Origin of the sequence: Streptomyces sp. NPDC058955 (assembly GCF_042741435.1) — a bacterium.
GTDB lineage: Bacteria > Actinomycetota > Actinomycetes > Streptomycetales > Streptomycetaceae > Streptomyces.
Window position 1 is genome coordinate 1 of sequence record NZ_JBHYKM010000106.1, and the last position, 26,072, is coordinate 26,072.

23 protein-coding genes are annotated in these 26,072 nt (G+C 73.5%); 8 read left to right on the forward strand and 15 right to left on the reverse strand.

From position 1 onward, the window contains the following. Nucleotides 1-23: 23 nt before the first annotated feature. A complete protein-coding gene (locus ACFW1I_RS30205; protein ID WP_384675862.1) occupies nt 24-917 on the reverse strand; it encodes a hypothetical protein in 894 nt (297 codons plus the stop codon). A 190-nt stretch (nt 918-1,107) separates the two neighbouring features. Between ACFW1I_RS30205 and ACFW1I_RS30210 the strand changes: the two genes are divergently transcribed. Next, complete coding sequence (locus ACFW1I_RS30210) at nt 1,108-1,755, forward strand: superoxide dismutase (RefSeq protein WP_384675864.1); 648 nt, start codon at nt 1,108-1,110, stop codon at nt 1,753-1,755. A gap of 113 nt (nt 1,756-1,868) precedes the next feature. Here ACFW1I_RS30210 and ACFW1I_RS30215 read toward each other — a convergent pair whose 3' ends face one another. Continuing rightward, on the reverse strand, nt 1,869-2,504 hold the full coding sequence (locus ACFW1I_RS30215; RefSeq protein WP_384675866.1) for a DsbA family protein: 636 nt from the start codon (nt 2,502-2,504) through the stop codon (nt 1,869-1,871). 141 nt (nt 2,505-2,645) lie between these two features. Between ACFW1I_RS30215 and pepN (ACFW1I_RS30220) the strand changes: the two genes are divergently transcribed. Further along, a complete protein-coding gene (gene pepN, locus ACFW1I_RS30220) occupies nt 2,646-5,192 on the forward strand; it encodes an aminopeptidase N (protein ID WP_384675868.1) in 2,547 nt (848 codons plus the stop codon). 142 nt (nt 5,193-5,334) lie between these two features. Next, a complete protein-coding gene (locus ACFW1I_RS30225) occupies nt 5,335-6,342 on the forward strand; it encodes a hypothetical protein (protein ID WP_384675870.1) in 1,008 nt (335 codons plus the stop codon). Between the two features lie 4 nt (nt 6,343-6,346). Here the strand turns inward: ACFW1I_RS30225 and ACFW1I_RS30230 are convergent, their stop codons facing one another. The 5 genes from ACFW1I_RS30230 to ACFW1I_RS30250 form a co-directional block, all read right to left on the reverse strand. Further along, entirely contained in the window at nt 6,347-7,513 is a 1,167-nt protein-coding gene (locus ACFW1I_RS30230) for a serine hydrolase domain-containing protein (protein ID WP_384675872.1), read from the reverse strand. A gap of 115 nt (nt 7,514-7,628) precedes the next feature. After that, a complete protein-coding gene (locus tag ACFW1I_RS30235) occupies nt 7,629-8,096 on the reverse strand; it encodes an NUDIX hydrolase (RefSeq protein ID WP_384675874.1) in 468 nt (155 codons plus the stop codon). A 38-nt stretch (nt 8,097-8,134) separates the two neighbouring features. Beyond that, on the reverse strand, nt 8,135-8,680 hold the full coding sequence (locus ACFW1I_RS30240) for an HPP family protein (RefSeq protein WP_384675876.1): 546 nt from the start codon (nt 8,678-8,680) through the stop codon (nt 8,135-8,137). Nucleotides 8,681-8,763: 83 nt separating this feature from the next. Then, nucleotides 8,764-9,648: a pyridoxamine 5'-phosphate oxidase family protein gene (locus ACFW1I_RS30245; RefSeq protein ID WP_384675878.1), complete on the reverse strand. Its 885-nt coding sequence runs from the start codon at nt 9,646-9,648 to the stop codon at nt 8,764-8,766. Nucleotides 9,649-9,746: 98 nt separating this feature from the next. Beyond that, nucleotides 9,747-10,202, reverse strand: coding sequence for a VOC family protein (locus tag ACFW1I_RS30250; protein WP_384675907.1), 456 nt, complete (start codon nt 10,200-10,202; stop codon nt 9,747-9,749). Between the two features lie 136 nt (nt 10,203-10,338). On the opposite strand from ACFW1I_RS30250, the gene ACFW1I_RS30255 reads away from it, so the two are divergent. Together ACFW1I_RS30255 and ACFW1I_RS30260 are read left to right on the forward strand one after the other, a co-directional pair. Then, on the forward strand, nt 10,339-10,881 hold the full coding sequence (locus tag ACFW1I_RS30255) for a CGNR zinc finger domain-containing protein (protein WP_384675880.1): 543 nt from the start codon (nt 10,339-10,341) through the stop codon (nt 10,879-10,881). 198 nt (nt 10,882-11,079) lie between these two features. Further along, a complete protein-coding gene (locus tag ACFW1I_RS30260; RefSeq protein WP_384675882.1) occupies nt 11,080-14,394 on the forward strand; it encodes a S8 family serine peptidase in 3,315 nt (1,104 codons plus the stop codon). Between the two features lie 254 nt (nt 14,395-14,648). Here the strand turns inward: ACFW1I_RS30260 and ACFW1I_RS30265 are convergent, their stop codons facing one another. Together ACFW1I_RS30265 and ACFW1I_RS30270 are read right to left on the reverse strand one after the other, a co-directional pair. Continuing rightward, nucleotides 14,649-15,344: a hypothetical protein gene (locus ACFW1I_RS30265; protein WP_384675884.1), complete on the reverse strand. Its 696-nt coding sequence runs from the start codon at nt 15,342-15,344 to the stop codon at nt 14,649-14,651. A gap of 2 nt (nt 15,345-15,346) precedes the next feature. After that, on the reverse strand, nt 15,347-15,820 hold the full coding sequence (locus tag ACFW1I_RS30270; RefSeq protein ID WP_384675909.1) for a sigma-70 family RNA polymerase sigma factor: 474 nt from the start codon (nt 15,818-15,820) through the stop codon (nt 15,347-15,349). Nucleotides 15,821-15,994: 174 nt separating this feature from the next. Between ACFW1I_RS30270 and ACFW1I_RS30275 the strand changes: the two genes are divergently transcribed. After that, nucleotides 15,995-17,011 carry an aspartate-semialdehyde dehydrogenase gene (locus ACFW1I_RS30275; RefSeq protein ID WP_384675886.1) on the forward strand — a complete coding sequence of 339 codons (1,017 nt, stop codon included), beginning with the start codon at nt 15,995-15,997 and terminating at the stop codon, nt 17,009-17,011. Between the two features lie 142 nt (nt 17,012-17,153). Then, nucleotides 17,154-19,733: an aminopeptidase N gene (pepN, locus tag ACFW1I_RS30280; RefSeq protein WP_384675888.1), complete on the forward strand. Its 2,580-nt coding sequence runs from the start codon at nt 17,154-17,156 to the stop codon at nt 19,731-19,733. Between the two features lie 70 nt (nt 19,734-19,803). Here the strand turns inward: pepN (ACFW1I_RS30280) and alc are convergent, their stop codons facing one another. Genes alc through ACFW1I_RS30300 form a run of 4 tightly spaced genes read right to left on the reverse strand, consistent with a single transcriptional unit; the run spans nt 19,804 to nt 23,865 of the window. Beyond that, entirely contained in the window at nt 19,804-20,928 is a 1,125-nt protein-coding gene (gene alc / locus ACFW1I_RS30285; RefSeq protein WP_384675890.1) for an allantoicase, read from the reverse strand. A 58-nt stretch (nt 20,929-20,986) separates the two neighbouring features. Next, on the reverse strand, nt 20,987-21,913 hold the full coding sequence (locus tag ACFW1I_RS30290; protein WP_384675892.1) for a LysR family transcriptional regulator: 927 nt from the start codon (nt 21,911-21,913) through the stop codon (nt 20,987-20,989). A 24-nt stretch (nt 21,914-21,937) separates the two neighbouring features. After that, on the reverse strand, nt 21,938-22,882 hold the full coding sequence (locus ACFW1I_RS30295) for a DMT family transporter (protein WP_384675894.1): 945 nt from the start codon (nt 22,880-22,882) through the stop codon (nt 21,938-21,940). Nucleotides 22,883-22,887: 5 nt separating this feature from the next. Next, complete coding sequence (locus ACFW1I_RS30300) at nt 22,888-23,865, reverse strand: EamA family transporter (protein WP_384675896.1); 978 nt, start codon at nt 23,863-23,865, stop codon at nt 22,888-22,890. Nucleotides 23,866-24,003: 138 nt separating this feature from the next. Between ACFW1I_RS30300 and ACFW1I_RS30305 the strand changes: the two genes are divergently transcribed. Next, complete coding sequence (locus ACFW1I_RS30305; protein WP_384675898.1) at nt 24,004-24,510, forward strand: MarR family winged helix-turn-helix transcriptional regulator; 507 nt, start codon at nt 24,004-24,006, stop codon at nt 24,508-24,510. A gap of 151 nt (nt 24,511-24,661) precedes the next feature. On the opposite strand, the gene ACFW1I_RS30310 is transcribed toward ACFW1I_RS30305, so the two are convergent. Next, the gene (locus tag ACFW1I_RS30310) at nt 24,662-24,892 is read right to left on the reverse strand and encodes a hypothetical protein (RefSeq protein WP_384675900.1); all 231 of its coding nucleotides are present in this window, start codon (nt 24,890-24,892) and stop codon (nt 24,662-24,664) included. A gap of 20 nt (nt 24,893-24,912) precedes the next feature. Beyond that, a partial coding sequence (locus ACFW1I_RS30315) for a 4-alpha-glucanotransferase (RefSeq protein WP_384675902.1) occupies nt 24,913-26,072 on the reverse strand: 1,160 nt, incomplete at its 5' end.

The following is a 26,072-nucleotide window of genomic DNA, read 5'->3' on the forward strand; positions in this document are numbered from 1 at the left end:
GCGTTCGCGCGTACGGGGCCGGGTCAGCTCCCGCAGTAGGGCGCCGTGCGGATCTGCCCGCCCTGGTTCTCGTCGTCGGTGCCGAGCAGCGCCGCGCCGCCGGGGAGGCATTCGACGGCCTCGGTCTTGTGGCCGGGGAAGGTGCCGAGCGGGACCGGGCGGGCGGCGAGGGAGACGCGTACCGCGCCGGCGGCGGTGAGGGAGACCTGGCCCGCGTCGGTCACGGCGGAGTCGAAGGGGCCGTCGTCGCCCGCGTCGGCCGCCGAACCCACCAGGATCCGGCCGGAGTCGGTGACGGAGATGTCGGAGACGTGGCGGGTCCCCGCGCCCGTCGGGTAGGGGGCCGTGAAGCTGCGCCGGGTGACGGCGCCGAACCTCGGCTCGCCCCAGGAGGCGAAGGTCAGCGGGGCGGAGAAGAGGGTGGCGGGCCGGTCCGGTCCCTCGCCGCGGTCCGCCCACAGGGCGGCGTACCGCCCGTCCCGGGCGACGAGCGCGAAGCTCTCGAAGTCGTCGCCGGGGCGGATCGCGGGCAGCGGGGTGTACTCGACGACGGTGGCCGTGGTGCCGGTGACCTTCAGCCGGTAGACGATGCCGCGCGCGGCGACGGCGAGGTACTCCCCCGGCGTGCCGGGGATCGCCTCGATCGCCTCCAGGTCGACGGGCTCGGCGCCCTCCCAGACCAGCGGGGTGACGGCGACGGGGTCCGTGCCGTACGCGATCCGGGAGAGGCGCGGCTGTCCGGCGCGCTTGTTGTCGTGGACGACGAGGGCGGTGGCGCCGTCGCCCTCGTGGGCGAGGCCGCTGACGCCGCCGCGGGCGTCGGTGCCGACCTGCCGCCAGGGGGCGGCGGCCTGCGCGGTGCCGGCGAGCAGGCCGACCAGGACGCCGGCGGCGGCGCATCTCAGGGGGAGCTTCATGTCCGCACGTTATGGATCTTGAACGGGCCGGGGACAGCGGCGGCGTCCGCCGTTCGGCGGAGCGCGCGGAAGCAGGGGGGCGCGCGGCGGGGGCCTAGGTCGAAGGGCTGATCAACTTCTTCCGCAGGTGCTGTTAGCCTGCACTTGCATATAGGTTGCAATAAGCAGTCAGTCGAAGGGCTCGGCACACATGGCGATCTACACACTTCCGGAGCTGCCGTACGACTACGCGGCGCTGGAGCCGGTGATCAACCCGCAGATCATCGAGCTGCACCACGACAAGCACCACGCGGCCTACGTCAAGGGCGCGAACGACACGCTGGAGCAGCTGGAGGAGGCCCGCGACAAGGAGCAGTGGGGGGCGATCAACGGCCTGGAGAAGAACCTCGCGTTCCACCTCTCCGGCCACATCCTCCACTCCATCTACTGGAACAACATGGCGAGCCCGAAGGCCGGCGAGGGCGGCGGCGAGCCGCTGGCGGCCGACGGCGTGGGCGAGCTCGCGGACGCGATCGCCGAGTCCTTCGGCTCCTTCGCGAAGTTCAAGGCCCAGCTGACCAAGGCGTCGGCGACCACCCAGGGCTCCGGCTGGGGCGTCCTCGCCTACGAGCCGATCAGCGGCCGCCTCATCGTCGAGCAGGTCTACGACCACCAGGGCAACGTCGGCCAGGGCTCGGTCCCGATCCTGGTCTTCGACGCCTGGGAGCACGCCTTCTACCTCCAGTACAAGAACCAGAAGGTCGACTTCATCGACGCCATGTGGCAGGTCGTGAACTGGCAGGACGTGCAGAAGCGGTACGCCGACGCGAAGGGGCGCACCCCGCTCATCGGCATCTGAGCCGTACGCAACTCCTGCTCGTGATCGTCTTCTCCACCTTCACCGGGCAGGCGGATGAAAGAAGGGCCCCCACGGTGACGTGAACCGTGGGGGCCCTTCCATGACCGAAACGCCTACTCGAAGCTCGGCACCGCGGTCCGGGTGCGCTTGATCTCGTAGAAGCCCGGGGTCGAGGCGACGAGCAGCGTGCCGTCCCACAGCCGGGCCGCGGCCTCGCCGCGCGGGGTCGGGGTGACGACCGGGCCGAAGAAGGCGACCTCGTCGCCGTCCGGGCCCGGCACCGCGATCACCGGGGTGCCGACGTCCTGGCCGACCTTCCCGATGCCCTCCGCGTGGGAGGCGCGCAGCTCGGTGTCGTAGGTGTCCTGGTCGGCGTACTCCACCAGGTCCTCGGGGAGGCCGACGTCACGCAGCGCGCCGACGACGGCCTCGCGGGTGGGGCCCTCGCCGTTGTTGTGGAAGCGGGTGCCGAGGGCCGTGTAGAGCTTGCCGACGACCTCGTCGCCGTGCAGCTGCCGGGCGGCCATGACGACGCGGACCGGGCCCCACGCCTTGGTCTCCAGCATCTCCCGGTACTCGGGGGAGACCTCGTCCAGCCGGTCCTCGTTCAGGACGGCGAGGCTCATCACCTTCCAGCGGACGTCCACCGGGCGGACCTTCTCCACCTCCAGCATCCACCGGGAGGTCATCCAGGCCCACGGGCACAGCGGATCGAAGAAGAACTCTGCGGTGGTCCTGCTCTCGGACATGTCACTCCTCAGGGCGCGGAAACGGGGATGTGCGCCGACCTGGCGCAACACCAGCCGGCCGGGTCGGCATTCCCGTGCACCGGGTGAAAGGTGCGCATGGGAGGATCGGTGCTGTTTCGAACACGCCACGAAGGAGTGACCGTGCCCGGTGAGAACCTGTCCCGCGACGAGGCCCATGAGCGGGCCGCGCTGCTGTCCGTCGACGGCTACGACGTCGCGCTCGACCTGCGCTCGGCGGTCGGCGAGTCCACGGAGGCGGTGCGCACCTTCCGCTCGGTGACGACGATCCGCTTCCGCCGCACCGGCGAGGCCGACACGACCTTCGTGGACCTCCTCGCGCCGTCGGTCACCTCCGTCACCCTCAACGGGCGGGAGCTGGACCCGGCGGTCGTCTTCGACGGCGCCCGGATCGCCCTGGACGGCCTGGCGGACGAGAACGTGCTGGTCGTCGACGCCCAGTGCGCGTACAGCCGCACCGGCGAGGGCATGCACCGCTTCGTCGACCCCGAGGACGGCGAGGTGTACCTGTACACCCAGTACGAGCCGGCCGACGCCCGCCGCGTGTACGCCAACTTCGAGCAGCCCGACCTCAAGGCGCCGTACCGCTTCGAGGTGACCGCGCCCGACGGCTGGACGGTGTGGAGCAACGGCGCCGGCGAGCAGGGCGCCGACGGGGTGTGGCGGTTCGCCGAGACGCAGCCGATCTCCACGTACATCACCTGTGTGGTGGCCGGCCCGTACCACTACGTCACCGACACCTACCGGCGCGGCGACGTCGAGATCCCGCTCGGCGCGATGTGCCGCAAGGGGCTCGCCCGGCACTTCGACGCGGACGACGTCTTCCTCGTCACCAAGCAGGGCTTCGACCTCTTCCACGAGCTCTTCGACTACCCGTACCCCTTCGGCAAGTACGACCAGGCGTTCGTGCCCGAGTACAACCTCGGCGCCATGGAGAACCCCGGCATGGTCACCTTCACCGAGGAGTACATCTACCGGGGCAAGGTCACCCGGGCGGCGTACGAGCGGCGCGCCAACACGATCCTGCACGAGATGGCCCACATGTGGTTCGGCGACCTGGTCACCATGGTCTGGTGGGACGACCTGTGGCTGAAGGAGTCCTTCGCCGACTTCATGGGCTCCTTCGCGCTCGCCGAGGCCACCCGCTTCACCGACAGCTGGGTCACCTTCGCCAACAACCGCAAGGCGTGGGCCTACCGCGCCGACCAGCTGCCGTCCACCCACCCGATCACGGCCGACATCCGTGACCTGGAGGACGCCAAGCTGAACTTCGACGGCATCACGTACGCCAAGGGCGCCTCCGTCCTCAAGCAGCTCGTCGCCTACGCGGGCCGGGACGCCTTCCTGGAGGGCGCGCGCCGCTACTTCAAGCGCCACGCCTACGGCAACACCCGCCTCGGCGACCTGCTGTCGGTGCTGGAGGAGACCTCCGGCCGGGACATGCGGGCCTGGTCGAAGTCCTGGCTGCAGACCTCCGGCGTCAACGTGCTCGCCCCCGAGGTCACCTACGACGCCGAGGGCCGGATCACCGAGCTCGCCGTCCTCCAGGAGGGCGACGAGCTGCGCCCGCACCGGATCGCCGTGGGCCTCTACCGGCTCACCGACGGCGCACTCGTGCGGTACGCGCGCGTGGAGGCCGACGTGGCCGGGGTCCGGACCGTCGTCGACGGGCTGGCCGGCAGCGAGCGGCCGGATCTGATCCTCGTCAACGACGACGACCTCACCTACTGCAAGGTCCGCTTCGACGAGGGCTCCCTCGACACCCTCCGCGAGCACCTCGGGGACATCACCGACCCGCTGGCCCGCGCGCTGTGCTGGTCGGCGCTGTGGAACCTGACCCGGGACGGGCTGATGCCGGCCCGCGACTTCGTCGCCGCCGTGCTCGCCTTCGCGGGCCGCGAGACCGACATCGGCGTCCTCCAGATGGTGCACGCCTGGGCGCGGACCGCCGTCACCCACTACGCGGCCCCCGCGTGGCGGGCGGAGGGCGGCCGGCTCCTCGCCGAGGGCGGCCTGCGCGAGCTGCGGCTCGCCGAGCCGGCCAGCGAGCACCAGCTGACCTGGGCGCGCTTCTTCGCCGCGACCGCCTCCTCCGACGCCGACCTCCAGCTCCTGGAGGGGCTGCTTGCCGGCACCGCCCGGATCGACGGGCTCGACGTCGACCAGGAGCTGCGCTGGGCGCTGCTCTCGACGCTGGCCGAGCAGGGCCGGGCCGACGAGGTGCGGATCGGCGAGGAGCTGGCCCGGGACGACACCGCGAGCGGCAAGCGGCACCAGGTGCGGCTGCTCGCCGCGCGTCCGTCGGCGGCGGTCAAGGCGCAGGCGTGGGCGCAGGTCGTCGAGTCCGACACCTTGTCGAACGCGCTGGTCGGCGCGGTGATCGCCGGGTTCGCGCAGCCCTCGCAGCGGGAGCTGACCGCCCCGTACGCGGAGAAGTACTTCGCGGTGATCGAGCGGATCTGGGCCGAGCGGTCGATCCAGATCGGCATGGACGTGGTGCGGGGTCTCTTCCCGGCGCTCCAGGACCGTCCGGAGACGCTGGCGGCGACCGACGCCTGGCTGGCGGAGCACGCGGACGCGGCCCCGGCGCTGCGGCGGCTCGTCCTGGAGTCCCGCGACGACCTGGCCCGGGCCCTGCGGGCGCAGGAGTGCGACGCGCTGGAGGGGTGAGCGCCCCCGCCCCGACCGCCGAGGGGGGCCGCGGCCCCTCTCGGCAGTCGAACGCGCGTACTTTAGTGCCGTCTTGTGCCGGTTGAGCCACCGCCTTGTAACAGGCCGTTAGGACCGGGCCGGGGAGCGGAAGACCCCCGGCATGAACCACAACACCCCCATCACCCCCGGTCCCCGCCCCCTCTCCTCCCCCGCGGGCATCACCCAACGACTCGCGTCCACCGGCCAGTTGCGCGCCATGGGCGTGCCCGCCGCGGAGGTCGCCGGTCGGGTCGCGGCCGGCGGCGACTGGCAGCAGCTGCTGCCGGGCGTCTTCCTGCTCCGCCCCGGCGCGCCGACCAGCGACGACCGGCTGCGGGCCGCGCTGCTGTACGCCCGCCGGGACGGCGAGGCGCCGCTGTACGGACCGGGCGCGATGATCACCGGGCTCGCCGCGCTGGCCCTGCACGGCTTCTCCTCCGCTCCCCCGCTGACCGCCCTGGACCGGATCGACGTCCTGGTGGGCCGGACCCGACGGCTGCGCTCGACCGGTTTCGTGCGGGTGGTGCGGGCGCCGGAGCCGCCGGAGCCGGTGGAGCTGACCGGGCTGCCGGTGGCGCCGGTCGCGCGGGCGGTCGCCGACGCCGTCTCGGGGCTGCACGACGCCGAGACCGTGCGTCGGCTGCTGACCGAGGCGGTCCGCGGCGGCCACTGCGAACCCCCGGTGCTGGTGCGGGAGTTGAGCCGGTCGCGGCTGCTGACCCGGCCGCACGTGGTGGACGCGGTGGACTCGCTCCTGGTGGAGGGGCGGGCGCTGTCGGAGGAGCGGCTGTACGAGATGGTGCGGGACTTCGCGCTGCCGGACCCGCTGTGGAACGTGGACCTGCGGCTGCCGGGCGGCCCGCACCTGGGCGGGGTGGACGCCTACTGGCCGGACCAGGCGGTGGCGGTGGAGCTGGACACCCGGGCGCCGCGGCAGGACGAGGACGCGATGTGGTCCGAGTACACCCGCAAGCGGGAGCACCTGGAGCGGCTGGGCATCACGGTGGTCCATCTGACCCCGCGCAAGCTGCGGGAGGCGATGGAGCAGCAGGCCACCGTGGTCCGCACGGCGCTGATGGCCGCGTCGGAGCGGCAGCCCGCCGCCTATGTCGTCGTCCTGCCCCGGTGACGGGCTACTTCTTCGGTTCGGTGCCGCAGAACTCGGCCTCGATGATCGCCTGGGTGTCGCCGGTCCAGTCGGCGTTGGCGTTGGCGGCGAGGGTGTGGCGGCCGTCGCGGGTGGTGTACGCCTCCGAGATGGAGCCGTGGATGCCGCCGCCGTGGCCCCAGATCTCGGTGCCGCAGCTCAGCTTCTGCCAGGAGATGCCGAGGCCGTAGCGGTAGTCGGGGTACTGGGGGGAGACCGGCAGGGTGGTGGTCAGTTCGCGCAGCTCGGCCTTCGGGAGCAGCCGGCCCTTGAGGAGGGCGCGGTAGAAGGTCTGGAGGTCGGCGGAGTCGGAGATCATCTCGCCGGCGGCGTGGGCGAGGGAGGGGTTGAGCTCGGTGACGTCGTGGACGGGGGCGGACTTCTCGGGGACGAGGGTGGAGTAGGCGCGGCTGCTGGGCTGTGGGACGTTCACCCGGGTGCCGGGGACGCTGGTGGCGCGGAGCTTGAGGGGCTTGATGATCCGGTTCTCGATGGCCTTGCCGTAGGGGCGGCCGGTGACCTTCTCGATGACCAGGCCGGCGACGACGAAGTTGGTGTTGGAGTAGCGCCAGGCGGTGCCGGGGGCGAAGACGGGGGCGTGGTTCATGGCGATGCCGACGAGGTCGCGCGGGTCCCAGGTGTCGTAGCGGTGCTCCAGGAAGCCGGTCCCGAAGACCTCCTGCTGGAACGTCGGGTCCTCGGTGTAGCCGTAGATGCCGCTGGTGTGGTTGAGGAGCTGCCGGACGGTGATCTTCCGCCCGTCGTGGCCGTTGCCGCGGATGAGGCCGGGCAGCCACTTCTCGACCGGGTCGTCGAGGTCGATCCGGCCCTCGGCCTGGAGCTGGAGGAGGACGGTGGAGACGAAGGTCTTGGTGATGGAGCCGACGCGGAAGCGGTCGTCGCCGTCGCGCTCGCCGGCGGTGCCGGTCCAGGAGCGGCCGTCCACCCGGGCCTGGGCGACGACGCCGGGGACGCCGGCGTCGACGTTGGCCTGGAGCGCGGCCCGGGTGGCGGCGTGGTCCTTCTGCGCGGCGGCCGCGGGGGCCGTGGGGCCGGCCGCGAGGGCGGGGGCGGCGAGCGCGGTGACGGTGAGGCCGGCGGCGAGCGCCGCGGCGACGACGGTACGGGCGGTGCGGGTGCGGGTGCTGGTCATGTGGTCCCCATGTCTCGCTGGTCCGGTGCTGCGTTCGGCGGGGAGGACCGGGGGCGGGACGGGAGGGTTGAGCGGGGTCGTGCCGGTTGAGTGGTTTCCGGCCGTCCTCAGCGCCCTAGTTGCCGTGCGGGTCGGTGAGGGCGGAGTGGCCGAGGGGCGGGCGGGTGCGCCAGAGGTCGAGGCCGATGTCGACGAGGTGGACCCGGGGCAGGTCGGGCACGGCGGCGAGGGGGTGCCAGGCGGCGAGGTCGGTGGAGCCGCCGGTCTCGGGCCGGAGCGTGCCGCCGGTGATCCGGGCCTCGTAGAGGAGGCGGAGGCCGTGCCAGGAGCCGGGCGCGCCGATCCGGGGCAGCCAGTCGCGCGTGACCGAGTCGACGCCGAGGAGGGCGATCGGCTCGGAGACGTATCCGGTCTCCTCCTCGACCTCGCGGACGACGGTCGCGACGGGGCTCTCGCCGTGGTCCATGCCGCCGCCGGGCAGGGTCCAGCGCCTGGTTCCGTCCTTGGCGACCCAGCGGGCGAGGAGGACCTCGCCGTCACGGACGCACACGGCGTAGGCCGCCACCCTCAACTCCTGCTTCATGGGGCGAGGTTAGGCGATGGGGGCGGCGGCCGGACCGGTCAGAACCAGTAGACGGGGTAGCGGCGGCGGGTGACGCGGGCGGCGAGCAGGCCGACCGCGACGAGCAGCGCGCAGGAGACGAGCAGCAGGCCGGTGAAGGTCCAGAACGGCGGGGAGCCGAGGGCGACGACCACCGCGGTGGCGGCGGCCGGGGAGTGCGGGGCGCGGGCGAGCATCATCACGCCGAGGGCGAGTCCGCCGGCGACGGCGGCGCTCCACAGGCCCGGGCCGGCCACCGCGAGGACGGCGAAGCCGGCGAGGGCGGAGAGGAGCTGGCCGCCGACGACCGAGCGGGGCTGGGAGAGCGGCAGGTCCGGGGAGGCGGCGACCAGCGCCATGCTCGCGGCGAGCGGCGGTATGAGCAGCGGGTGGTCCAGGACCGTGCCGAGGGCGACGAGCAGGAGCAGGGCGACGGTGCTGGCGGCGGTGGCGAGCAGCACCGCCGCCGGTCGCGGGCGGGGCGGCGGTCCGGGGCGTACGGGGGCGGGGGCGGGCGCGGACGGCGTGGGCACGGTGGCCTCGGGAGCCTGGGAGCTGGTGGTCACGGGTTCCTCGGGATCGTGGATCGGGAGTCCGCGTGCGGGCGGCAGGGGGCGGTGCGGCGTGCGGTGCGGCGTGCGGCGGCGGTTCAGGGGGTGGTCGGGTTGGCCGGGGAGTACTCGGGCGCGGACCAGCGCAGGGGGCTGGCGGCCGGGGTCTCGACGACGCTGTCGACCCGGAAGCGGACGAACCGCTCCTCAGAACGGTATACCGTTTCGGCCCGGCCGCTGAGCTGGAGGGTGGTGCCGTTCTCCCAGTCCAGGAAGAGGAGACCGGCCCTGTCGTCGGTCTCCAGGTTGCCGAGTGTGAGGAACATCGCGTTGCCCGGGTAGTCCCGCCAGACCAGTTCGCGGGGGCTCTCGGCGCGGACGAAGCCGGGGTTGCCGCCGCGGTGGCTGGCGTCGGCGCCGTCCGGCCCGGTGGTGGCGACGAAGAAGGTGTCGGCCGCCCGGACGGCGGCCAGCTGGGCCTCGGTGAGGGCGTCGCCGCGACGGGCGGGCGGGGTGTCCGGGCCGGCGGGTCCCGAGTCGTACAGCTCGCGCTTCTGGAGGTACTTGGGGCAGTTGGCGAAGACCTGCTCGGCCTCGATCAGCAGGCCGCGGGCGCTGGGGCGGGCGGTGCCGTTGAGGCGCATGCGGCGGCGGGTGCGGGGGTCGAGGGCGAGGGTGCCGACGGGGGTCCCGGCCGCCAGGGCCTCGGCGAGCGGGTCGCCGGGGCGGGGGGCGGCTGCGACCGACACCGTGTGCGGGCCGGTCGCGCGGGCGAAGCCGGGGGCGCCGGTGAGCAGGGTCGCCCAGACGCGGCCGTCCGGCGCCGCCGCGGCGAGGACCAGCATGGGCTGGGCCTCCAGGAACGCGGCGGCGACGGGACGGATGCCGGGGCGGATGCTCGGGGCGATGTGGGCGGCGGCGTGCTGGACGCCGAGGCGCTTCTGAACGGCGAGCGAGCCGTGGTGGTAGGCCGTGGTGCTCATGGTGCGCCTCCGGGGTGGGTGCGGGTGCGGGGGGTGCGGGTGCGGCCCCCGGCCGCGGGGGGCCACGTTCGGCGGTGTGCCCGCAAGCGGGCCGGCCGCTAGAAGAAGCCGCAGGTCGGGGCCGCCGCGTTGGGGGCCGGGGACTCCTCCGCGCCCTTGGGGACGGAGATTTCGAGGCGGGTGCCGTCGGGGTCGTGGAAGAAGATGCCGCCGGAGGCCGCGCCTTCGCGGTGGGCGACGACGCCGTCGTAGGCGAAGGTGACGCCCTCCGCCTTGAGGGCCGCCTCGGCCTCGCGGACCTTCTCGATGGACTCGGCCTCGAAGGCCAGGTGGTGCAGGCCGGCCAGGCCCGCGTCGTACCCGGCCCCGGCCTGCTGCCAGAGGGTGAGCACGAGCGTGCCGCCCTGGCCCAGGAAGGCGTGGCGGCGGCCGTCGGCGTCGCCGGAGCCGATCACCTCGAAGCCCAGGACGTCGCCGTAGAAGCGGAGCGAGCGGTCCAGGTCGGTGACGTTGATGCCGATGTGCGCCGTGTTCAGCGTGCCGATCGCGGACATGACGGTCCCCTCGTCGTCGGTCGCCCCCTCCGGGCTAACCACTTAATTCGACTTTAGGGGTTAGAGGGCGGCGGCCGCAACCCGTCACGTACGCTTGAGGGGTTAGATCGCCGGGGGATCGAGGAGGATGCCCGCCATGTCCGTCACCGATCCGCGGCCGCACACCGGCGAGCCGGTCTCGCTGGACCTGCTCAACACCCGGTGGATGCGGGAGGGCGAGCGCCAGGACCTCCTCACCGGCACCGAGGGGCTGGCCGTCTGGCTCGCGGCCAACGGGCTCGACGGGCGGTTCACCGCCGACGAGGCGACGCTCCGGCACACCCGGACCGCCCGCGAGGCGCTGAAGGCGCTGGTCGACCGGCCCGGCGACCCCGACGCGGTCGCCCGGGTCGACGCCGTCCTGGAGCACGGCCGGATCCGCGCGCTGCTCACCGCCGAGGGCCCCGGCGAACGGGCCGAGTTCGCCGATCCGGCGTGGGGGCCGGGCTGGACCGCCGCCCGCGACTACCTGGACCTGCTCCGCACCGCCCCGGACCGGATCAGGACCTGCGCGCACGAGGCGTGCATCCTGCACTTCTTCGACACCTCGCGGAACGGCACCCGCCGCTGGCACTCGATGGCGACCTGCGGCAACCGGGCGAAGGCGTCCCGGCACTACGCCCGCACGAAGGATCAGTGACGGCCCGGAACCACCCGTCGAATCGCCCTCGTTGAGGGCGATTCGTGCCGTGTGGCGGAGGACGCGCGGTGGCGGATGTACGCCATGGACACAACATGCCCTCCAGGAACTCTCCACAAAACCCTGTCACTTGCGAAAGGCTGAGCGGTCATCCGGTACCGAAATCCGGACCCTCTTCTTTCACAAACAGGGATGTAAATGACCACCCCCGAAACCCAGAGCTCCATACCCGGGCGCTCGACCGGGACCGGGCGGGCGGCCAGGATCGCCGCCGCCGCCGGCCTGGTGACCGCGCTCGTCGCGGCCGGTGCCGCTCCGGTCCTCGCCGCCGAGAACCCGGCGACGAACCCCCCGGTGAAGGCCGCGGAGCCCGCCGACAAGCTCGGCGCCACCGACGCGCAGCGCCTCGCCGAGGCCGAGGCCGCCGGCGAGCCGCACGTCACCGTCCTGGTCGCCACCGCGCCCGGCGCGACCGAGCAGGTCGCCGGTCAGCTCGACGCCGTCCCCGGCGGCTCGATCGGCAACCGCAACGACGAGCTCGGCTACGTCCGCGCGACCCTGCCGACCGCCAAGGCCGAGGCCGCCATCAAGGCCGCCGCGAAGCTCTCCTCCGTCCAGTCGCTCGACCTCCAGGCCGAGATCGAGCTGGACGACCCGCGCCCCGACGCGGGCGTCACCGGTGCCGTCGAGGGCACCACGGTGGACCGGACCTACCCGGCGCCGTCGAAGTACACCCCGGCGAAGAACCCGTACAACCCGTCCCACGAGACGGGCGCCGTCGAGTTCGTCGAGGACCACCCGAAGGCCGACGGCCGCGGCGTGACCATCGGCATCCTCGACTCGGGCGTCGACCTGGCCCACCCGGCCCTGCAGAAGACCACCACCGGCGAGCGCAAGATCGTCGACTGGGTCACCGCCACCGACCCGATCACCGAGGGCGACGGCACCTGGCGCGCCCAGGTCACCCCGGTCGCGGGCCCGGTCTTCACCGCCGCCTCGCAGTCCTGGAAGGCGCCCGAGGGCGCCTACCAGTGGAGCCGGTTCAGCGAGTCCGTCACGGCGGGCGGCGACCCGGCCGGCGACATCAACCGCGACGGCGACACCACCGACGTCTTCGGCCTGCTGTACGACGCCGCCGCGGGCACCGTCCGCGTCGACACCGACCAGGACAACGACTTCACGGACAACGAGCCGATGAAGCCGTTCAAGGACGGTCACGGCATCGGCTACTTCGGCACCGACAACCCGGCCACCGACGTCGTCGAGCGCACCCCGTTCGTCGTGCAGATCCGCAAGGACGTCCCGATGGACCCGTACGGCGGGTCCTGGGTCGGCCAGAAGCGCGACTTCGTCAACATCGGCGTCGTCGAGTCCTCGCACGGCACCCACGTCGCCGGCATCACCGCCGCCAAGGGCCTGTTCGGCGGGAAGATGAACGGCGCCGCCCCCGGCGCGAAGATCGTCTCCTCGCGCGCCTGCACCTGGGACGGCGGCTGCACCAACACCGCCCTCACCGAGGGCATGGTCGACCTCGTCGTCAACCGCGGCGTCGACATCGTCAACATGTCGATCGGCGGCCTGCCCGCGCTGAACGACGGCGACAACGTCCGCGCCCGCCTCTACACCCGTCTCATCGACGAGTACGGCGTGCAGCTGGTGATCTCGGCCGGCAACTCCGGCCCGGGCACCAACACGATCGGCGACCCCGGCCTGGCCGACAAGGTCCTCTCGGTCGGCGCGGCCGTCTCCCGGTCCACCTGGGCGGCCAACTACGGCTCGGCCGTCGAGAAGTCGTACGCCATGTTCCCGTTCTCCTCGCGCGGTCCGCGTGAGGACGGCGGCGCCGCCCCGCTGGTCACCGGCCCGGGCTCGGCCGTGAACACCATCCCGACCTGGCAGGCCGGCGCCGGCGTCGCCGAGTCCGGCTACGCGCTCCCCGCCGGCTACGGCATGCTCAACGGCACCTCGATGTCGTCCCCGCAGGTCGCCGGCGCGAGCGCGCTGCTGCTCTCCGCCGCCAAGCAGCGCGGCATCGAGCTCTCCCCGCTGACCCTGCGCACCGCCCTCACCTCGACCGCCAAGCGGATCCCGGGTGTCGCGGCGCACGAGCAGGGCGCCGGTCTCGTCGACGTCGTCGAGGCCTGGGACTCGATCAAGGACGGGGCCACCGCCCACTCCTACAAGGTCGAGGCCCCGGTCGACACCGTGATCTTCCCGGCCCCGCACACCGGCACCGGTGTGTACGACCGCGAGGGCGGCCTCAAGGTCGGCCAGAAGAAGGTCTACGACGTCACCGTCACCCGCACCAGCGGCCCGGACCGTGCCGTCGAGCACGAGCTGGACCTCAAGTACAACGACGGCACCTTCCGGATCCTCGGCGACGACGAGGTCGACCTGCCGCTGAACAAGCCGGTCACCGTCAAGCTGGAGGCCCGTCCGACCACCGCCGGTGTGCACAGCGTGCTCCTGGAGGCCGACGACGAGCGCACCGAGGGCGTCGACAAGCAGATCATGGCCACCTCGGTCGTCGCGAGCGACCTGGTCGCCCCCGGCTACGGCTTCTCCGCCGCCGGCTCGGTGCAGCGCAACAGCACCAAGTCGTACTTCGTGACCGTGCCGCAGGGCGCGACCTCGCTGGAGGTGCGGATCGGCGGGCTGAAGGAGAAGAGCCAGACCCGGTTCATCGCCATCCACCCGTACGGCGTCCCGGTCGACCCGACCGCGACCACGGGCTGCTACCCGCACTACAACCCGGCGAACACCTGCCGCCCCGACCTGCGCTCGTACACCAACCCGCAGGCCGGCGTCTGGGAGATCGAGGTCGAGGCGCGCCGCACCTCGCCGGACCTGGACAACCCGTACAAGCTGGACGTCTCCGTGCTCGGCGCCTCCTTCGACCCGGCCGTCCAGACGGTCGCCGAGGCGAAGGTCGGCACCCCGTCCGCCGTCGAGTGGACCGTCACCAACAAGTTCGCCGGCATCGACGGCAAGCTGAAGGGCGGCTCGCTCGGCTCGGCCAAGGTCGAGACCCCGACCATCCAGCACCACGAGTCGCAGAAGAAGACCGTCACCATCGGTGAGGGCGTCGAGCGCCTCGACATCGCGATCGGCAACACCTCCGACAAGGCCGCCGACCTCGACCTGACCGTGCTCCTGAACGGCGTCAAGGTCGGCTCGTCCGCCGACGGCGACTCGGAGGAGGCCGTCTCCCTCGTCAAGCCGAAGGCCGGCACCTACGAGGTCGTCGTCGACGGCTACGCGGTCCACGCCGAGGGCGGCACGACCTACGACTACAAGGACGTGTACTACTCGTCCGCGCTCGGCACCGTGAAGGTCGACGAGACGAAGACGTACCCGCTGGCCAACGGCGCGACCACCAAGGTCCCGGCCGAGGTCGTCGTCGGCGCCCAGGCCCCCGAGGGACGCCAGTTCTTCGGCCAGGTCCAGCTGCTCAACGCGCGCGGCACCGTCGCGGGCACCGGCAGCGTCCTGATCGGCACCGTCACCCCGTAACACCCCGGGCGGTACGAGGAGGGGCGGGGGCCCCCGGGGGGGGGCCCCCCCCCCCCGCCCCCCCCCCCCCCCCCCCCCCGCCCCCGCACCCCCCCCACCCCCCCCCCCCCCACCCCCCCCCCCCCCCCCCCCCGACTCTATCGCCCCACACCCACACCGTACCCCCCGTGGCTTCTGGGTCGGGGGGGGGGCCGGGGGGGGCCCCCCCCCCTTCCGCGTCCCCGCCCCGCCGCCGTCCTCCGCCCCTTCCCCGCTCAGCCCCGGCCCGGGCAGTCGCCGACCCCCTCCCGCAGCCCCTCCGCCACCCACGCGCGGCCGTACTCCAGCTCGTCGCGGACCGGGCCGACGTCCTCGCCCAGCTCGCCGGGCGGCTCCATGTCCTCCCGGTAGGTGAGCACCCCCTCGTCGGGGAAGCGGGAGACGATCACGAGCATCCGCACGCCGGGCCGGTAGTACGACGGGTCCGCCGCCCAGCCGCGGAAGGCCAGCTCGCCCGAGCCGGCGCCCTCCGGCTTGTACCGGCGCTCCACCCGCAGCACCACGCGGAGCTCCCCCTCCCCCGGCAGCGGCTCGACCCGGGCGACCGTGCCCTCGGCGACGTCCGTGGCGCAGGCGACGATCCCGCCGGCGGAGAGCTTCGCGCTGCTCCCGCCGCTGTCGATGCCGCCCTGGGGCTGCGCGGCCAGCCAGGCGCCGCCGGTCCCGAGCACCCCGAGCGCCCCGCAGGCGGCGAGCGCCCAGGCGACGATCCGGCCGCGCCGCCGGGGCCGTACGACCGGAGCCGTCGGTACGGGCTCCGCCGTCAGGGCGGTCGCCAGGACGCCCAGCTGCGCGCGGATCAGGGCCACGTCCGCGAGGGCGCGGGCGACCTCGGGGTCGTCCTCGGCCCCGGGCGGCAACGGCTCCTCGCCGAGCACCAGCGCCAGCGGGTCCCGCTCCTTCTCCTCCACCCTCACACCACCTCGTCCGTGTGGAGCCGCTCCCGCATCGCGCGGACGGCGGCGTGCAGCCTGCTCTTGACGGTCCCCTCCGGGACGCCCAGCTCCTCGGCGATCCGGGCCACCGGCAGGTCCGCGTAGAAGCGCAGCACCAGGACCTGGCGCTGCTTCTCCGGCAGCGCCTCCAGCCCGTCCGCGACCGTCAGCGCGAGCAGCCGGGCCTCCTCGCCACCGCCGCCGGAGGGCTCCGGCAGGGCGGTCAGCCGTTCGCCGAGGCGCTCGTCGCGGCGGCGGGCCCGGTGCCAGTCGGCGGCCACCCGGGTGGCGACCACCGCGCACCAGGCGGCCGGGGAGCGCGGCGGGTCCCCCTTCGCCCGGGCCTCCAGGAGCCGCAGTCCCACCTGCTGCACCCCGTCCTGGAGCTCCGCGTACGGCACCCCGCCCAGCGCCAGGACCGCCCGCACCCGGTCCACGAGCGCCGCGTCCATCTGCTCCACCCCGCCTCCTCCCTGCCGGTGACCCCCCTTCGACGCGCGACCGCCCCGGAACGTTCATCCGTCGGACCGCGTCCCGCTCCTCGGACAATGGATTGGACAAGCAGCGGCAGGCGGCACGCATGATGGGGAGCGGCAGCACCTGCACACACGTACGGAGGAGTCCCCGTGAAGGTCGGAATCGTCGGAGCCACCGGTCAGGTCGGCACAGTCATGCGCAAGATCCTGGCCGAGCGGAACTTCCCGGTCGACGAGCTGCGGCTCTTCGCCTCCGCCCGGTCCGCCGGCAAGGTCGTCGACGGCGTGACGATCGAGGACGCGGCCACCGCCGACTACACCGGCCTGGACATCGTGCTCTTCTCCGCCGGCGGCGCCACCTCCAAGGCCCTCGCCGAGAAGGTCGCCTCCCAGGGCGCCGTCGTGATCGACAACTCCTCCGCCTGGCGCCGCGACCCCGAGGTCCCCCTCGTGGTCTCCGAGGTCAACCCGCACGCGGTCAAGGACCGCCCCAAGGGGATCATCGCCAACCCGAACTGCACCACGATGGCCGCCATGCCGGTCCTCAAGCCGCTCCACCAGGAGGCCGGCCTCACCGCGCTGATCGCCACCACCTACCAGGCCGTCTCCGGCTCGGGCGTGGCCGGCGTCGCCGAGCTGGACGGCCAGGTCAAGGCCGTCGCCGAGCGCGCCACCGAGCTGGCCCACGACGGCGAGGCCGTGGCCTTCCCGGAGCCCGGCGTCTACCGCCGCCCGATCGCCTTCAACGTGCTGCCGCTGGCCGGCAACCTGGTGGACGACGGCTCGCACGAGACCGACGAGGAGCAGAAGCTCCGCAACGAGTCCCGCAAGATCCTGGAGATCCCCGAGCTGAAGGTCTCCGGCACCTGTGTGCGCGTCCCGGTCTTCTCGGGCCACTCGCTGCAGGTCAACGCCCGCTTCGAGCGTCCGATCAGCGTCGAGCGCGCCTACGAGCTGCTGAAGGACGCCGAGGGCGTCGAGCTGTCCGAGATCCCGACCCCGCTCCAGGCGGCCGGCAAGGACGCCTCGTACGTGGGCCGCATCCGCGTCGACGAGACCGTCGAGAACGGCCTGGCGCTCTTCCTCTCCAACGACAACCTGCGCAAGGGCGCCGCGCTGAACGCGGTGCAGATCGCGGAGCTGGTGGCGGCCGAGCTCAAGGGCTGACCCCACGGCCACGCGAAGAACGGCGGTCATCCTTCCGGGTGACCGCCGTTCTTCCGTGTTCGCCCTGGGAAATGCGCGATGCGCTCCCCGAGGACCCCGTGGAAGGATGGGCCAAACGTCACGAAACCGAGGAGTTGACCGGGTGCCTGGTACGAACCTGACCCGTGAAGAGGCCCAGCAGCGGGCGGCGCTGCTGACCGTGGACGCGTACGAGGTCGAACTGGACCTCACCGGTGCGCAGGAGGGCGGTACCTACCGGTCCGTCACCACCGTCCGCTTCGATTCCGCCGAGGAGGGCGCCGAGAGCTTCATCGACCTCGTCGCCCCCGCCGTCCACGAGGCCGTGCTCAACGGGCACTCCCTGGACGTGGCCGCCGTCTTCCGCGACTCGCGGATCGCTCTGCCGCGCCTGAAGCAGGGCCGCAACGAGCTGCGGGTGGTCGCGGACTGCGCGTACACCAACACCGGTGAGGGCCTGCACCGCTTCGTCGACCCGGTCGACGGCCAGGCGTACCTGTACACCCAGTTCGAGGTGCCGGACGCGCGCCGGGTGTTCGCGTCCTTCGAGCAGCCGGACCTGAAGGCGACCTTCCAGTTCACCGTGAAGGCGCCGGAGGGCTGGAGCGTCATCTCCAACTCGCCGACCCCGGAGCCGAAGGACGGGGTGTGGGCCTTCGAGCCGACCCCGCGGATCTCCTCGTACATCACGGCCCTGATCGTCGGCCCGTACCACGCGGTGCACTCGACGTACGAGGGCCCGGACGGGCAGGTCGTGCCGCTGGGCATCTACTGCCGTCCGTCGCTGGCGGAGTTCCTGGACGCGGACCACATCTTCGACGTGACCCGGCAGGGCTTCGGCTGGTTCCAGGAGAAGTTCGCGTACGCCTACCCGTTCGCCAAGTACGACCAGCTGTTCGTGCCGGAGTTCAACGCGGGCGCGATGGAGAACGCGGGCGCGGTCACCATCCGCGACCAGTACGTCTTCCGCTCGAAGGTGACGGACGCGGCCTACGAGCGCCGCGCCGAGACCATCCTGCACGAGCTGGCCCACATGTGGTTCGGCGACCTCGTGACCATGGAGTGGTGGAACGACCTGTGGCTGAACGAGTCGTTCGCCACCTACACCTCGGTCGCCTGCCAGGCGTCCGTGGCGGGCACCCGCTGGCCGAACGCCTGGACCACCTTCGCCAACGCGGAGAAGACCTGGGCCTACCGCCAGGACCAGCTGCCGTCGACGCACCCGATCATGGCCGAGATCAACGACCTGGAGGACGTGCTCGTCAACTTCGACGGCATCACGTACGCCAAGGGCGCCTCGGTCCTCAAGCAGCTCGTCGCCTACGTCGGCCAGGACGAGTTCTTCAAGGGCGTGCAGGCGTACTTCCAGCGCCACGCCTTCGGCAACACCCGCCTCGGCGACCTGCTCGGCGCGCTGGAGGAGACCTCGGGCCGCGACCTGAAGACCTGGTCGAAGGCGTGGCTGGAGACGGCCGGCATCAACATCCTGCGCCCGGAGATCGAGACCGACGAGAACGGCTCGATCACCGCCTTCGCGGTGCGCCAGGAGGCCCCGGCGCTGCCCGCCGGCGCCAAGGGCGAGGCCGTGCTCCGCCCGCACCGCATCGCGATCGGCTTCTACGACCTCGACGCGGCCGGCAAGCTGGTCCGCACCGAGCGCCTGGAGCTGGACATCGAGGCGGCCGAGCTGACCGCGGTGCCGGCGCTGATCGGCAAGTCGCGCCCGGCGGTCGTCCTGCTGAACGACGACGACCTGTCGTACGCCAAGGTCCGCCTCGACGAGGTGTCGCTGCAGAACGTGACCGCGCACCTCGGCGACTTCGCCGAGTCGCTGCCGCGCGCCCTGTGCTGGGCCTCGGCCTGGGACATGACCCGGGACGGCGAGCTGGCCACCCGCGACTACCTGGAGCTGGTGCTCTCCGGCATCGCCAAGGAGTCGGACATCGGCGTGGTGCAGTCGCTCCAGGGTCAGGTGAAGGCGGCCCTCGACCTGTACGCGGCGCCGGAGTGGCGGCCCGAGGGCCTGGCCCGCTGGGGCGCCTTCGCGCTGGAGCAGCTGCGGGCGGCCGAGGCGGGCGGCGACCACCAGCTGGCGTGGGCGCGGGCCTTCGCGGCGACCGCCCGCACGGACGCCGACCTCGACCTGCTGGCGGGGCTGCTCGACGGCGGCGAGGTCGTCGAGGGGCTCGCGGTCGACGCGGAGCTGCGCTGGTCGTTCGTGCAGCGGCTGGCGGCCACCGGCCGGTTCGACGAGCCGGAGATCGCGGCGGAGCTGGAGCGGGACCGCACGGCGGCCGGCGAGCGGCACGCGGCGACGGCCCGCGCGGCGCGTCCGACCGAGGCCGCGAAGGCGGAGGCGTGGGCGGCGGTCGTCGAGGACGACAAGCTGGCCAACGCGGTGCAGGAGGCGGTGATCGGCGGCTTCGTCCAGACCGACCAGCGCGAGCTGCTCGCCCCGTACACGGAGAAGTACTTCGCGTCGATCAAGCGCGTGTCGGAGACCCGCAGCCACGAGATGATCCAGCAGATCGTGGTCGGTCTCTACCCGACGCTCCAGGTCTCCCAGGAGACGCTGGACGCGACGGACGCGTGGATCGCGGCCAACGACCCGGTGCCGGCGCTGCGGCGTCTGGTGACGGAGTCGCGGGCGGGCGTCGAGCGGGCCCTGAAGGCCCGTGCGGCGGACGCGGCGGCCGCGAAGTAGAGACTGGCGGTATCCGTACGACGAAGGGGCGCCCTCCCCCGTGGGGGCGCCCCTTCGCCATGCCCAGGGGTTACCGGCTCGCGCGGTCGAAGCGGGCGCGCAGGTCGGCGGCGCCCTCCTCGGTCAGGGAGCCGTGCAGGCGCATCCGGGCGACGCCGCCGTCGGGGAAGGCGTCGAGCCGGACGTGGGTGACGACCGCGTGGGCGGGGAGCTTGAAGCGGTGCAGGGTGTCGGGCTGGAGGCGGGTGCGGGGGACGATCTCGAACCACTCGCCGGACTCGCCGTTGCGGCCGTGGAGGGCGATCCAGCCGGCCGAGTTGCCCTTGAGGTAGGCGGTGTCGATCTCGACGGCGCGGACGGCGCCCTGGGCGGGGAGGCGGAAGCGGACCCAGTCGTTGGTGCCGCGGACCCGGCGGCGGCGGTTCTCCCAGCCGTCGTCCATCTTGCGGGAGGTGCCGGGCAGGATGATCTGGGTCGGCGAGGAGTAGAACCTGTCGGAGGCGTCCTCGTACGACCCGCCGTTGAGGACGGAGAGCAGGTCGATCGTGCCGAGGAGGTCCAGCCACTCGGGGTCGGGCAGCACCTCGCCGTGGACGCGGAGGCGGGCGACGCCGCCGTCCGGGTGCTGGCAGAGGCGGACGTGGGTCCAGCGGCGGTCGCTGTCGATCGTGAAGCCGTTGGCGGCGTGGCCGCGGACGGCGGTGGGCGGGACGAGCTCCTCCCACTTCGCGTCCAGCAGCTCCTCGGGGCTGGGGCTGCCCTCGACGGCGGTGGCCTGCACGCTGACCTTCTGCGGGTAGTTGCCGCGGAAGTGGGCGGTGTCGACGATCAGGCCGCGGATGATTCCGGGGGCGCCGAGGCGGACGATCGCCCAGTCGTGGTCCTCGGGGGCGGGGAAGACGTGCTCGGCGTCGGCGCCGCGGCGGCGGCGGGTCTCCCAGCCGTCCATGATCTTGCCCTTGTGGCCGAAGTGCTCCGGGTCGAAGACGGCCCGCTCGCGGACGAGGAGGTTCTCGCGCTCGGCGAAGAACTCGTCGTTGGCGGCGACGACGCCGGCGCCGAGGCGGCGATCGGCGAGGTCGACCAGCTCGGTGAAGGGGAAGTCGCCCGTGCGGTAGTCGGCGTACGGGTCGCCTCCGGCGTAGGGGGCGGCGTCGTTGGCGTGCGGGTCCTGGGTGTCCTCGATGGCGGTCATGTTCCGACTGTCCCGCGCCCCGGGCCCGGGGTCCATCGAATGTTTTCGACAGGTCTTTTCAGCTCTGCTGAACGGTCTCCCGCTGGACGGCGGCCTGCCGCAGAGCGGCGAGCACCCGGGCCACCGCCGGGCCGTCCTCGGCCCCGCGCCGCACCGCCGCGACGACATGGCGGCGCGGCTGGTCGGCGGAGAGGACCCGCATGACGACGCCGGTGCCGCTCCGGCGGTCGGCGGCGGCCATCCGGGGCACCAGCGCGATCCCGAGCCCGGCCTCGACCATGGCGAGGATCGCGGTCCAGCCGGAGGCGCTGTGGGCCTGCTCGGGCACGAAGCCGGCGGCCTCGCAGGCGGCGGTGGTGATCTCGGACCAGGGGCCGGAGCCGCCGAAGATCCAGGGTTCGGCGGCGAGGTCGGCGAGCCGCAGGCCGGGCGCGTCGGCCAGCGGATGGCCGGCGGGCAGGGCGACGTCGAGGGGGTCGGCGAGCAGCGGCACCCGGCTGAACTTGGGGTCGCGGGCGGTGGGCGCGTGGGCGGCGAGCGAGAGCGCGAGGTCCACCTCGCCGGCCGTGAGCAGCTCGTACGCCTCCCCCGCCTCGGCCTCCCGGATCCGGACGTCGAGCCCGGGACGGTCGGTGCGGAGCCGGCGCACGGCGGGGACGAGGAGCGCGGGGACGGAGGTGGAGAAGGCGGCGACGCGCACCTGGCCGGCCTCGCCGCGCAGATAGCCGTCCAGTTCGGCGTCGGCCCGCTCCAGCTGGGCGAAGACCGCCTCGGCGTGGCGCAGGACGAGGTGGGCGGCGTCGGTGAGGCGGACCCGCCGCCCCTGCGCCTCCAGGAGCGGCACGCCGAGCTGCCGGGCGAGGTTGGTGAGCTGCTGGGAGACGGCCGAGGGGGTCATCAGCAGGGTCTCCGCGGTGGCGGTGACAGTGCCCCGGTCGCGCAGGGTGCGCAGGATGTGCAGCTTCTTGATGTCCCACTCGGTCATGGGGCGCAACCTACCGGGCGCGGCTCATCGGGTGGAGCTGAGCGCGACGCCGCCCAGGATGAGCGCCATGCAGGCGCCGCCGGCCGGGCCGAGCCGCTCGCCGAGGAGGGCGTACGAGAGCAGGGCGACGCAGACCGGCTGGAGGTGGTAGACGACTCCGGCGCGGGCCGCGCCGATCAGGGAGACCGCCTTGTTCCAGGCGAAGAAGGCGACGGCGGAGGAGAGCACCCCGATGTAGAGCAGGGGCCCGACGGTGCCGGGGGTGACGGGGAAGCCGCCCTGGACGGCGAGGGAGACGGCGTGGGCGGGGGCGAGCATGAGGGCGCCGAGCAGGAAGGTGGCGAAGAGGAAGGGGAGCCCGTCGATCCCGGCCGGCCTGCGCTTGAGCAGGGCGCTGTACGAGGCGAAGGAGAGGGCGGCGGCGAACATCCAGAGGTCGCCGGGGCCGAGGTCGATGGCGAGGGAGCCCTTGCCGACGAGGAGGAGCACGCCGAGGACGGCGACAGCCATGCCCAGGAGGCGGCGGGCGCCGAGCCGTTCGCCGCCGAGCCGGGCGTAGACCGCCATGATCACCGGGGAGGCGGCCATGATCATGCCCATGTTGGTGGCGGAGGTGGTCAGGCCGGCCTGGTGGACCAGGGTGTTGTAGAGGGTGACGCCGAACAGCGCGGCGAGGACGGTGTGCCCGAGGTGGCGGCGGATCACCGCGCGCTGCCGCCAGAAGGGCCGGGCGGCGAACGGGGCGACCGCGAGGAGCGCGATGACCCAGCGCCAGAAGACGGCCTGGACGGGCGGGACGGAGTCGGCCAGGTCGCGGGTGGCGACGAAGCTGCCGGACCAGACGACGGTGGCGAGCAGGGCGAGCAGCAGACCGAGACCGGCACCCTTGGCGGGGGCCGGTCTCCGGGTGACGGTCTCGGTGGTGGCCGATGTGGCCGGGGTCGGATGGCGGGGTGTCGTGAGGGTCATGCGGCCTACCGTCGCACCGCCGAAACATCCAGGTCCATCGAAACTTCCTGACCGTTCTTTTCAGCAGAACTGAACGATGTGGCGGGCTCGGGCTGCGGCTCGGGCAGGGCCTCGGGCAGGGCCTTGGGCTTCGCGGGGGCCAGCTGGCCGGCGAGGGTGGCGCCGAAGGCGATCACCATGCCGAGGACCTGCACCGGGCCGAGGGCCTGCCCCAGCGCCGCCCAGCCGATGACGGCCGCGGTGATCGGGGAGAGCGGGCCGAGGAGGGTGGCGGAGGAGGCGCTCAGCCGCTCGATGCCGCGGAACCAGAGGAAGTACGAGATCGCGGTGTTGCCGAGGGCGAGGTAGGCGTAGCCGGCCAGGTTGGTGCCGGTGAGGGCCGGCGGGGCGCCCTCGACCAGGAAGGCGATCGGAAGGATGACCAGGCCGCCCGCGGTGAGCTGCCAGCCGGTGAGCGCGAGGGCGCCGACGCCCTCGGGGCGGCCCCAGCGCTTGGTGAAGACGACGCCGGCGGACATCGAGAGCGAGGAGAGCAGTCCGGCGCCGACGCCGATCAGGTCGAACGCGGCGCCCGCCTTGAGGACGACGAGGCTGACGCCGAAGGCGGCGGCGACGGCGGTGAGCAGGGTCCGCACGGTGGGCTTCTCGCCGAGGAAGAGGGCGGCGAGGCCGACGACGAACAGCGGGCCGACGGAGCCGACGACGGCGGCGACGCCGCCGGGCAGCCGGTAGGCGGCGAGGAAGAGCAGCGGGAAGAAGGCGCCGATGTTGAGCGCCCCGAGGACCGCCGACTTCCACCACCAGGCGCCCTGCGGGAGTCTGCGGGTCAGCGCGAGGAGCAGCAGGCCGGCCGGGAGGGCCCGCATGAGGCCGGTGAAGAGGGGCCGGTCGGGCGGCAGGAACTCGGTGGTGACGAAGTAGGTCGAGCCCCAGGAGATCGGGGCGAGGGCGGTGAGCGCGACGACGGCGGCCTTGCGGGACATGGCGGTACTCCCCCTGCAGCGGTGCGGCCCCGGCGGTCCGGAGCGCGACTGGCTTGGCGGTAATTAACTTAGCACTAAGCTACTTGCTTGCAAGTGGCTTTCTTGCCATCGAGTGGGAGAGAACGGAAGACTGAGGTCATGAACACGCAGCCGCCCGCGCACGACGCCGTCGACGCCATCACCGACCAGTGGGCCGCGGTCCGCCCCGACCTGGAGACCCTCCCGATGGCGGTCTTCGGCCGGATCCACCGGCTCTCCGCCGCCGTCCGGAGCCAGGTGGACCAGGCGTACAAGCCCTACGGCATGGCGCTCGGGGAGTTCGACGTGCTGGCGACGCTGCGCCGGTCCGGGGAGCCGTACACGCTCTCGCCGCGCGAGCTGACCGCCACGCTGATGATCACCACCGGCGGGATGACCGGTCGGCTGGACAAGCTGGAGAAGGCCGGGCTGCTCACCCGCAGCCCCGACCCGAACGACCGGCGCGGACTGCGCGTCACGCTCACCGAGCGCGGCCGGGAGCTGGTCGACCAGGCCGTCGGCGCGGGCCTGGAGCGGCAGCGGGAGGCGGTGGAGGCGGCGCTGACCCGGGAGGAGGCGGAGCAGCTGGCCGGGCTGCTGCGGAAGCTGCTCGCCACGACCGCCTGACCGGGCCGGGCCACGACCGTCTGAACGGGCCGGGGCCGCGCGGCGGACGGGCCGGCCGCACGGGCCCGGGGCATGCGCGAGGGCGCCGCGCGGCCGGTGGCCGTGCGGCGCCCTCGGGAACGGGCGGAGGAGGCGGTGACGCCTGCCGCGGTTACGCCTTCTTGCGGGACTTGTCGAGGGCCATCACCAGACCGGCGATGACCAGGAACAGCGCCAGCGGGAGCGCCACGAACAGGCCGAGGGTCTCGACGACCTCCAGCTTGGGGGCCGGGTCGTCACCGTCGTCGCGGGTCAGCGCGAGCGCGGGGGACGACATGAGCAGCATCATCAGCGTCGTACCGGCCGCGACGGCGCCGGCGCGCAGGGCGTTCTTCTTGTCCACGGTGCAAAAGTAGCGAACACCTAAACGGCCCGCGCGCCCGGGGGTGCCGTACGGGCTCCGACCCCCTCCGCGACGGTCCGCAGCAGCGCGTGCGCGCGGGACGAGGCGGCGATCCGCTCCAGGGAGAGCGGCTGTCCGTCGGGACCCGCCACCGGCAGCCGCCAGTTCGGGTACTCGTCCCAGGTGCCCGGCAGGTTCTGCGGCCGGCGGTCCCCCACCAGGTCCGGCAGCCACACGCCGACCATCCGGGCCGGGGTGCGGGCCAGGAAGCGGTGGACGGCCAGGATCTCGGCCTCCTCGTCGCCCGGGCCCTCCGGGAGCAGCCCGAGCCGCTGGAGGAGGGCGCGCCACTCGGCGGTCTCCGCCGCGTCGGCGGCCCGCTCGCGCGCCAGGTCGCCGGTGAGCAGCCCGAGCCGGTGGCGCAGCAGCACGTGGTCGCCGGAGAGGCGGGCGGCGGTGGACGGCAGGTCGTGGGTGGTGGCGGTGGCCACGCAGCCGGCCCGCCACGCCTCCGGCGGCAGCGGGGCGCCGCCGCCGTCCCAGTCCCGCTCGAACCAGAGCACGGAGGTGCCGGACACCCCGCGCGCGGCGAGCGCCTCGCGGACGCCCGGCTCGACCGTGCCCAGGTCCTCGCCGACGACGTGGGCGCCGGCCCGGTGCGCCTCCAGGACGAGGACGGCGAGCATCGCCGCGGCGTCGTACCGGACGTAGGTGCCCTCGGTGGGCTCCCGGCCCTCCGGCACCCACCAGAGCCGGAAGAGGCCCATCACGTGGTCGATGCGGAGCGCGCCCGCGTGCCGCAGGAGTTCGCGCAGCAGGCCGCGGTACGGGGCGTACCCGGCGGCGGCGAGGGCGTCGGGGCGCCACGGCGGCAGGCCCCAGTCCTGGCCGCGGGAGTTGAAGGCGTCGGGCGGGGCGCCGACGGACATCCCGGCGGCGAAGTCGCCCTGCCGGGCCCAGACGTCGGAGCCCTCCGGGTGCACCCCGACGGCCAGGTCGTGGACGATCCCGACCGCCATGCCGGCCTCCCGGGCGGCGTCGGCGGCCTCGCCGAGCTGCCGGTCCGTCAGCCAGGCGAGCCGGCAGTGGAAGTCGACCCGCGCGGCCCCGCCGGGGGGGGGGCGGGGGGGCGGCGCGGGCGGGCGCCGGGGGGGGGGCCCCCCCAGGCCCGGGGCGCCCC

Coding starts and splice junctions, on each gene's coding strand:
- ACFW1I_RS30215 (WP_384675866.1), bottom strand. CDS start 2,504: ATGTCCGAGAGCAGGACCACCGCAGAGTTCTTCTTCGATCCGCTGTGC.
- ACFW1I_RS30270 (WP_384675909.1), bottom strand. CDS start 15,820: ATGGACGCGGCGCTCGTGGACCGGGTGCGGGCGGTCCTGGCGCTGGGC.
- ACFW1I_RS30230 (WP_384675872.1), bottom strand. CDS start 7,513: ATGACCAGCACCCGCACCCGCACCGCCCGTACCGTCGTCGCCGCGGCG.
- ACFW1I_RS30305 (WP_384675898.1), top strand. CDS start 24,004: ATGAACACGCAGCCGCCCGCGCACGACGCCGTCGACGCCATCACCGAC.
- ACFW1I_RS30255 (WP_384675880.1), top strand. CDS start 10,339: ATGTCCGTCACCGATCCGCGGCCGCACACCGGCGAGCCGGTCTCGCTG.
- ACFW1I_RS30300 (WP_384675896.1), bottom strand. CDS start 23,865: ATGTCCCGCAAGGCCGCCGTCGTCGCGCTCACCGCCCTCGCCCCGATC.
- ACFW1I_RS30260 (WP_384675882.1), top strand. CDS start 11,080: ATGACCACCCCCGAAACCCAGAGCTCCATACCCGGGCGCTCGACCGGG.
- ACFW1I_RS30295 (WP_384675894.1), bottom strand. CDS start 22,882: ATGACCCTCACGACACCCCGCCATCCGACCCCGGCCACATCGGCCACC.
- ACFW1I_RS30245 (WP_384675878.1), bottom strand. CDS start 9,648: ATGAGCACCACGGCCTACCACCACGGCTCGCTCGCCGTTCAGAAGCGC.
- ACFW1I_RS30235 (WP_384675874.1), bottom strand. CDS start 8,096: ATGAAGCAGGAGTTGAGGGTGGCGGCCTACGCCGTGTGCGTCCGTGAC.
- alc (WP_384675890.1), bottom strand. CDS start 20,928: ATGACCGCCATCGAGGACACCCAGGACCCGCACGCCAACGACGCCGCC.
- ACFW1I_RS30250 (WP_384675907.1), bottom strand. CDS start 10,202: ATGTCCGCGATCGGCACGCTGAACACGGCGCACATCGGCATCAACGTC.
- ACFW1I_RS30205 (WP_384675862.1), bottom strand. CDS start 917: ATGAAGCTCCCCCTGAGATGCGCCGCCGCCGGCGTCCTGGTCGGCCTG.
- ACFW1I_RS30210 (WP_384675864.1), top strand. CDS start 1,108: ATGGCGATCTACACACTTCCGGAGCTGCCGTACGACTACGCGGCGCTG.
- ACFW1I_RS30290 (WP_384675892.1), bottom strand. CDS start 21,913: ATGACCGAGTGGGACATCAAGAAGCTGCACATCCTGCGCACCCTGCGC.
- ACFW1I_RS30225 (WP_384675870.1), top strand. CDS start 5,335: ATGAACCACAACACCCCCATCACCCCCGGTCCCCGCCCCCTCTCCTCC.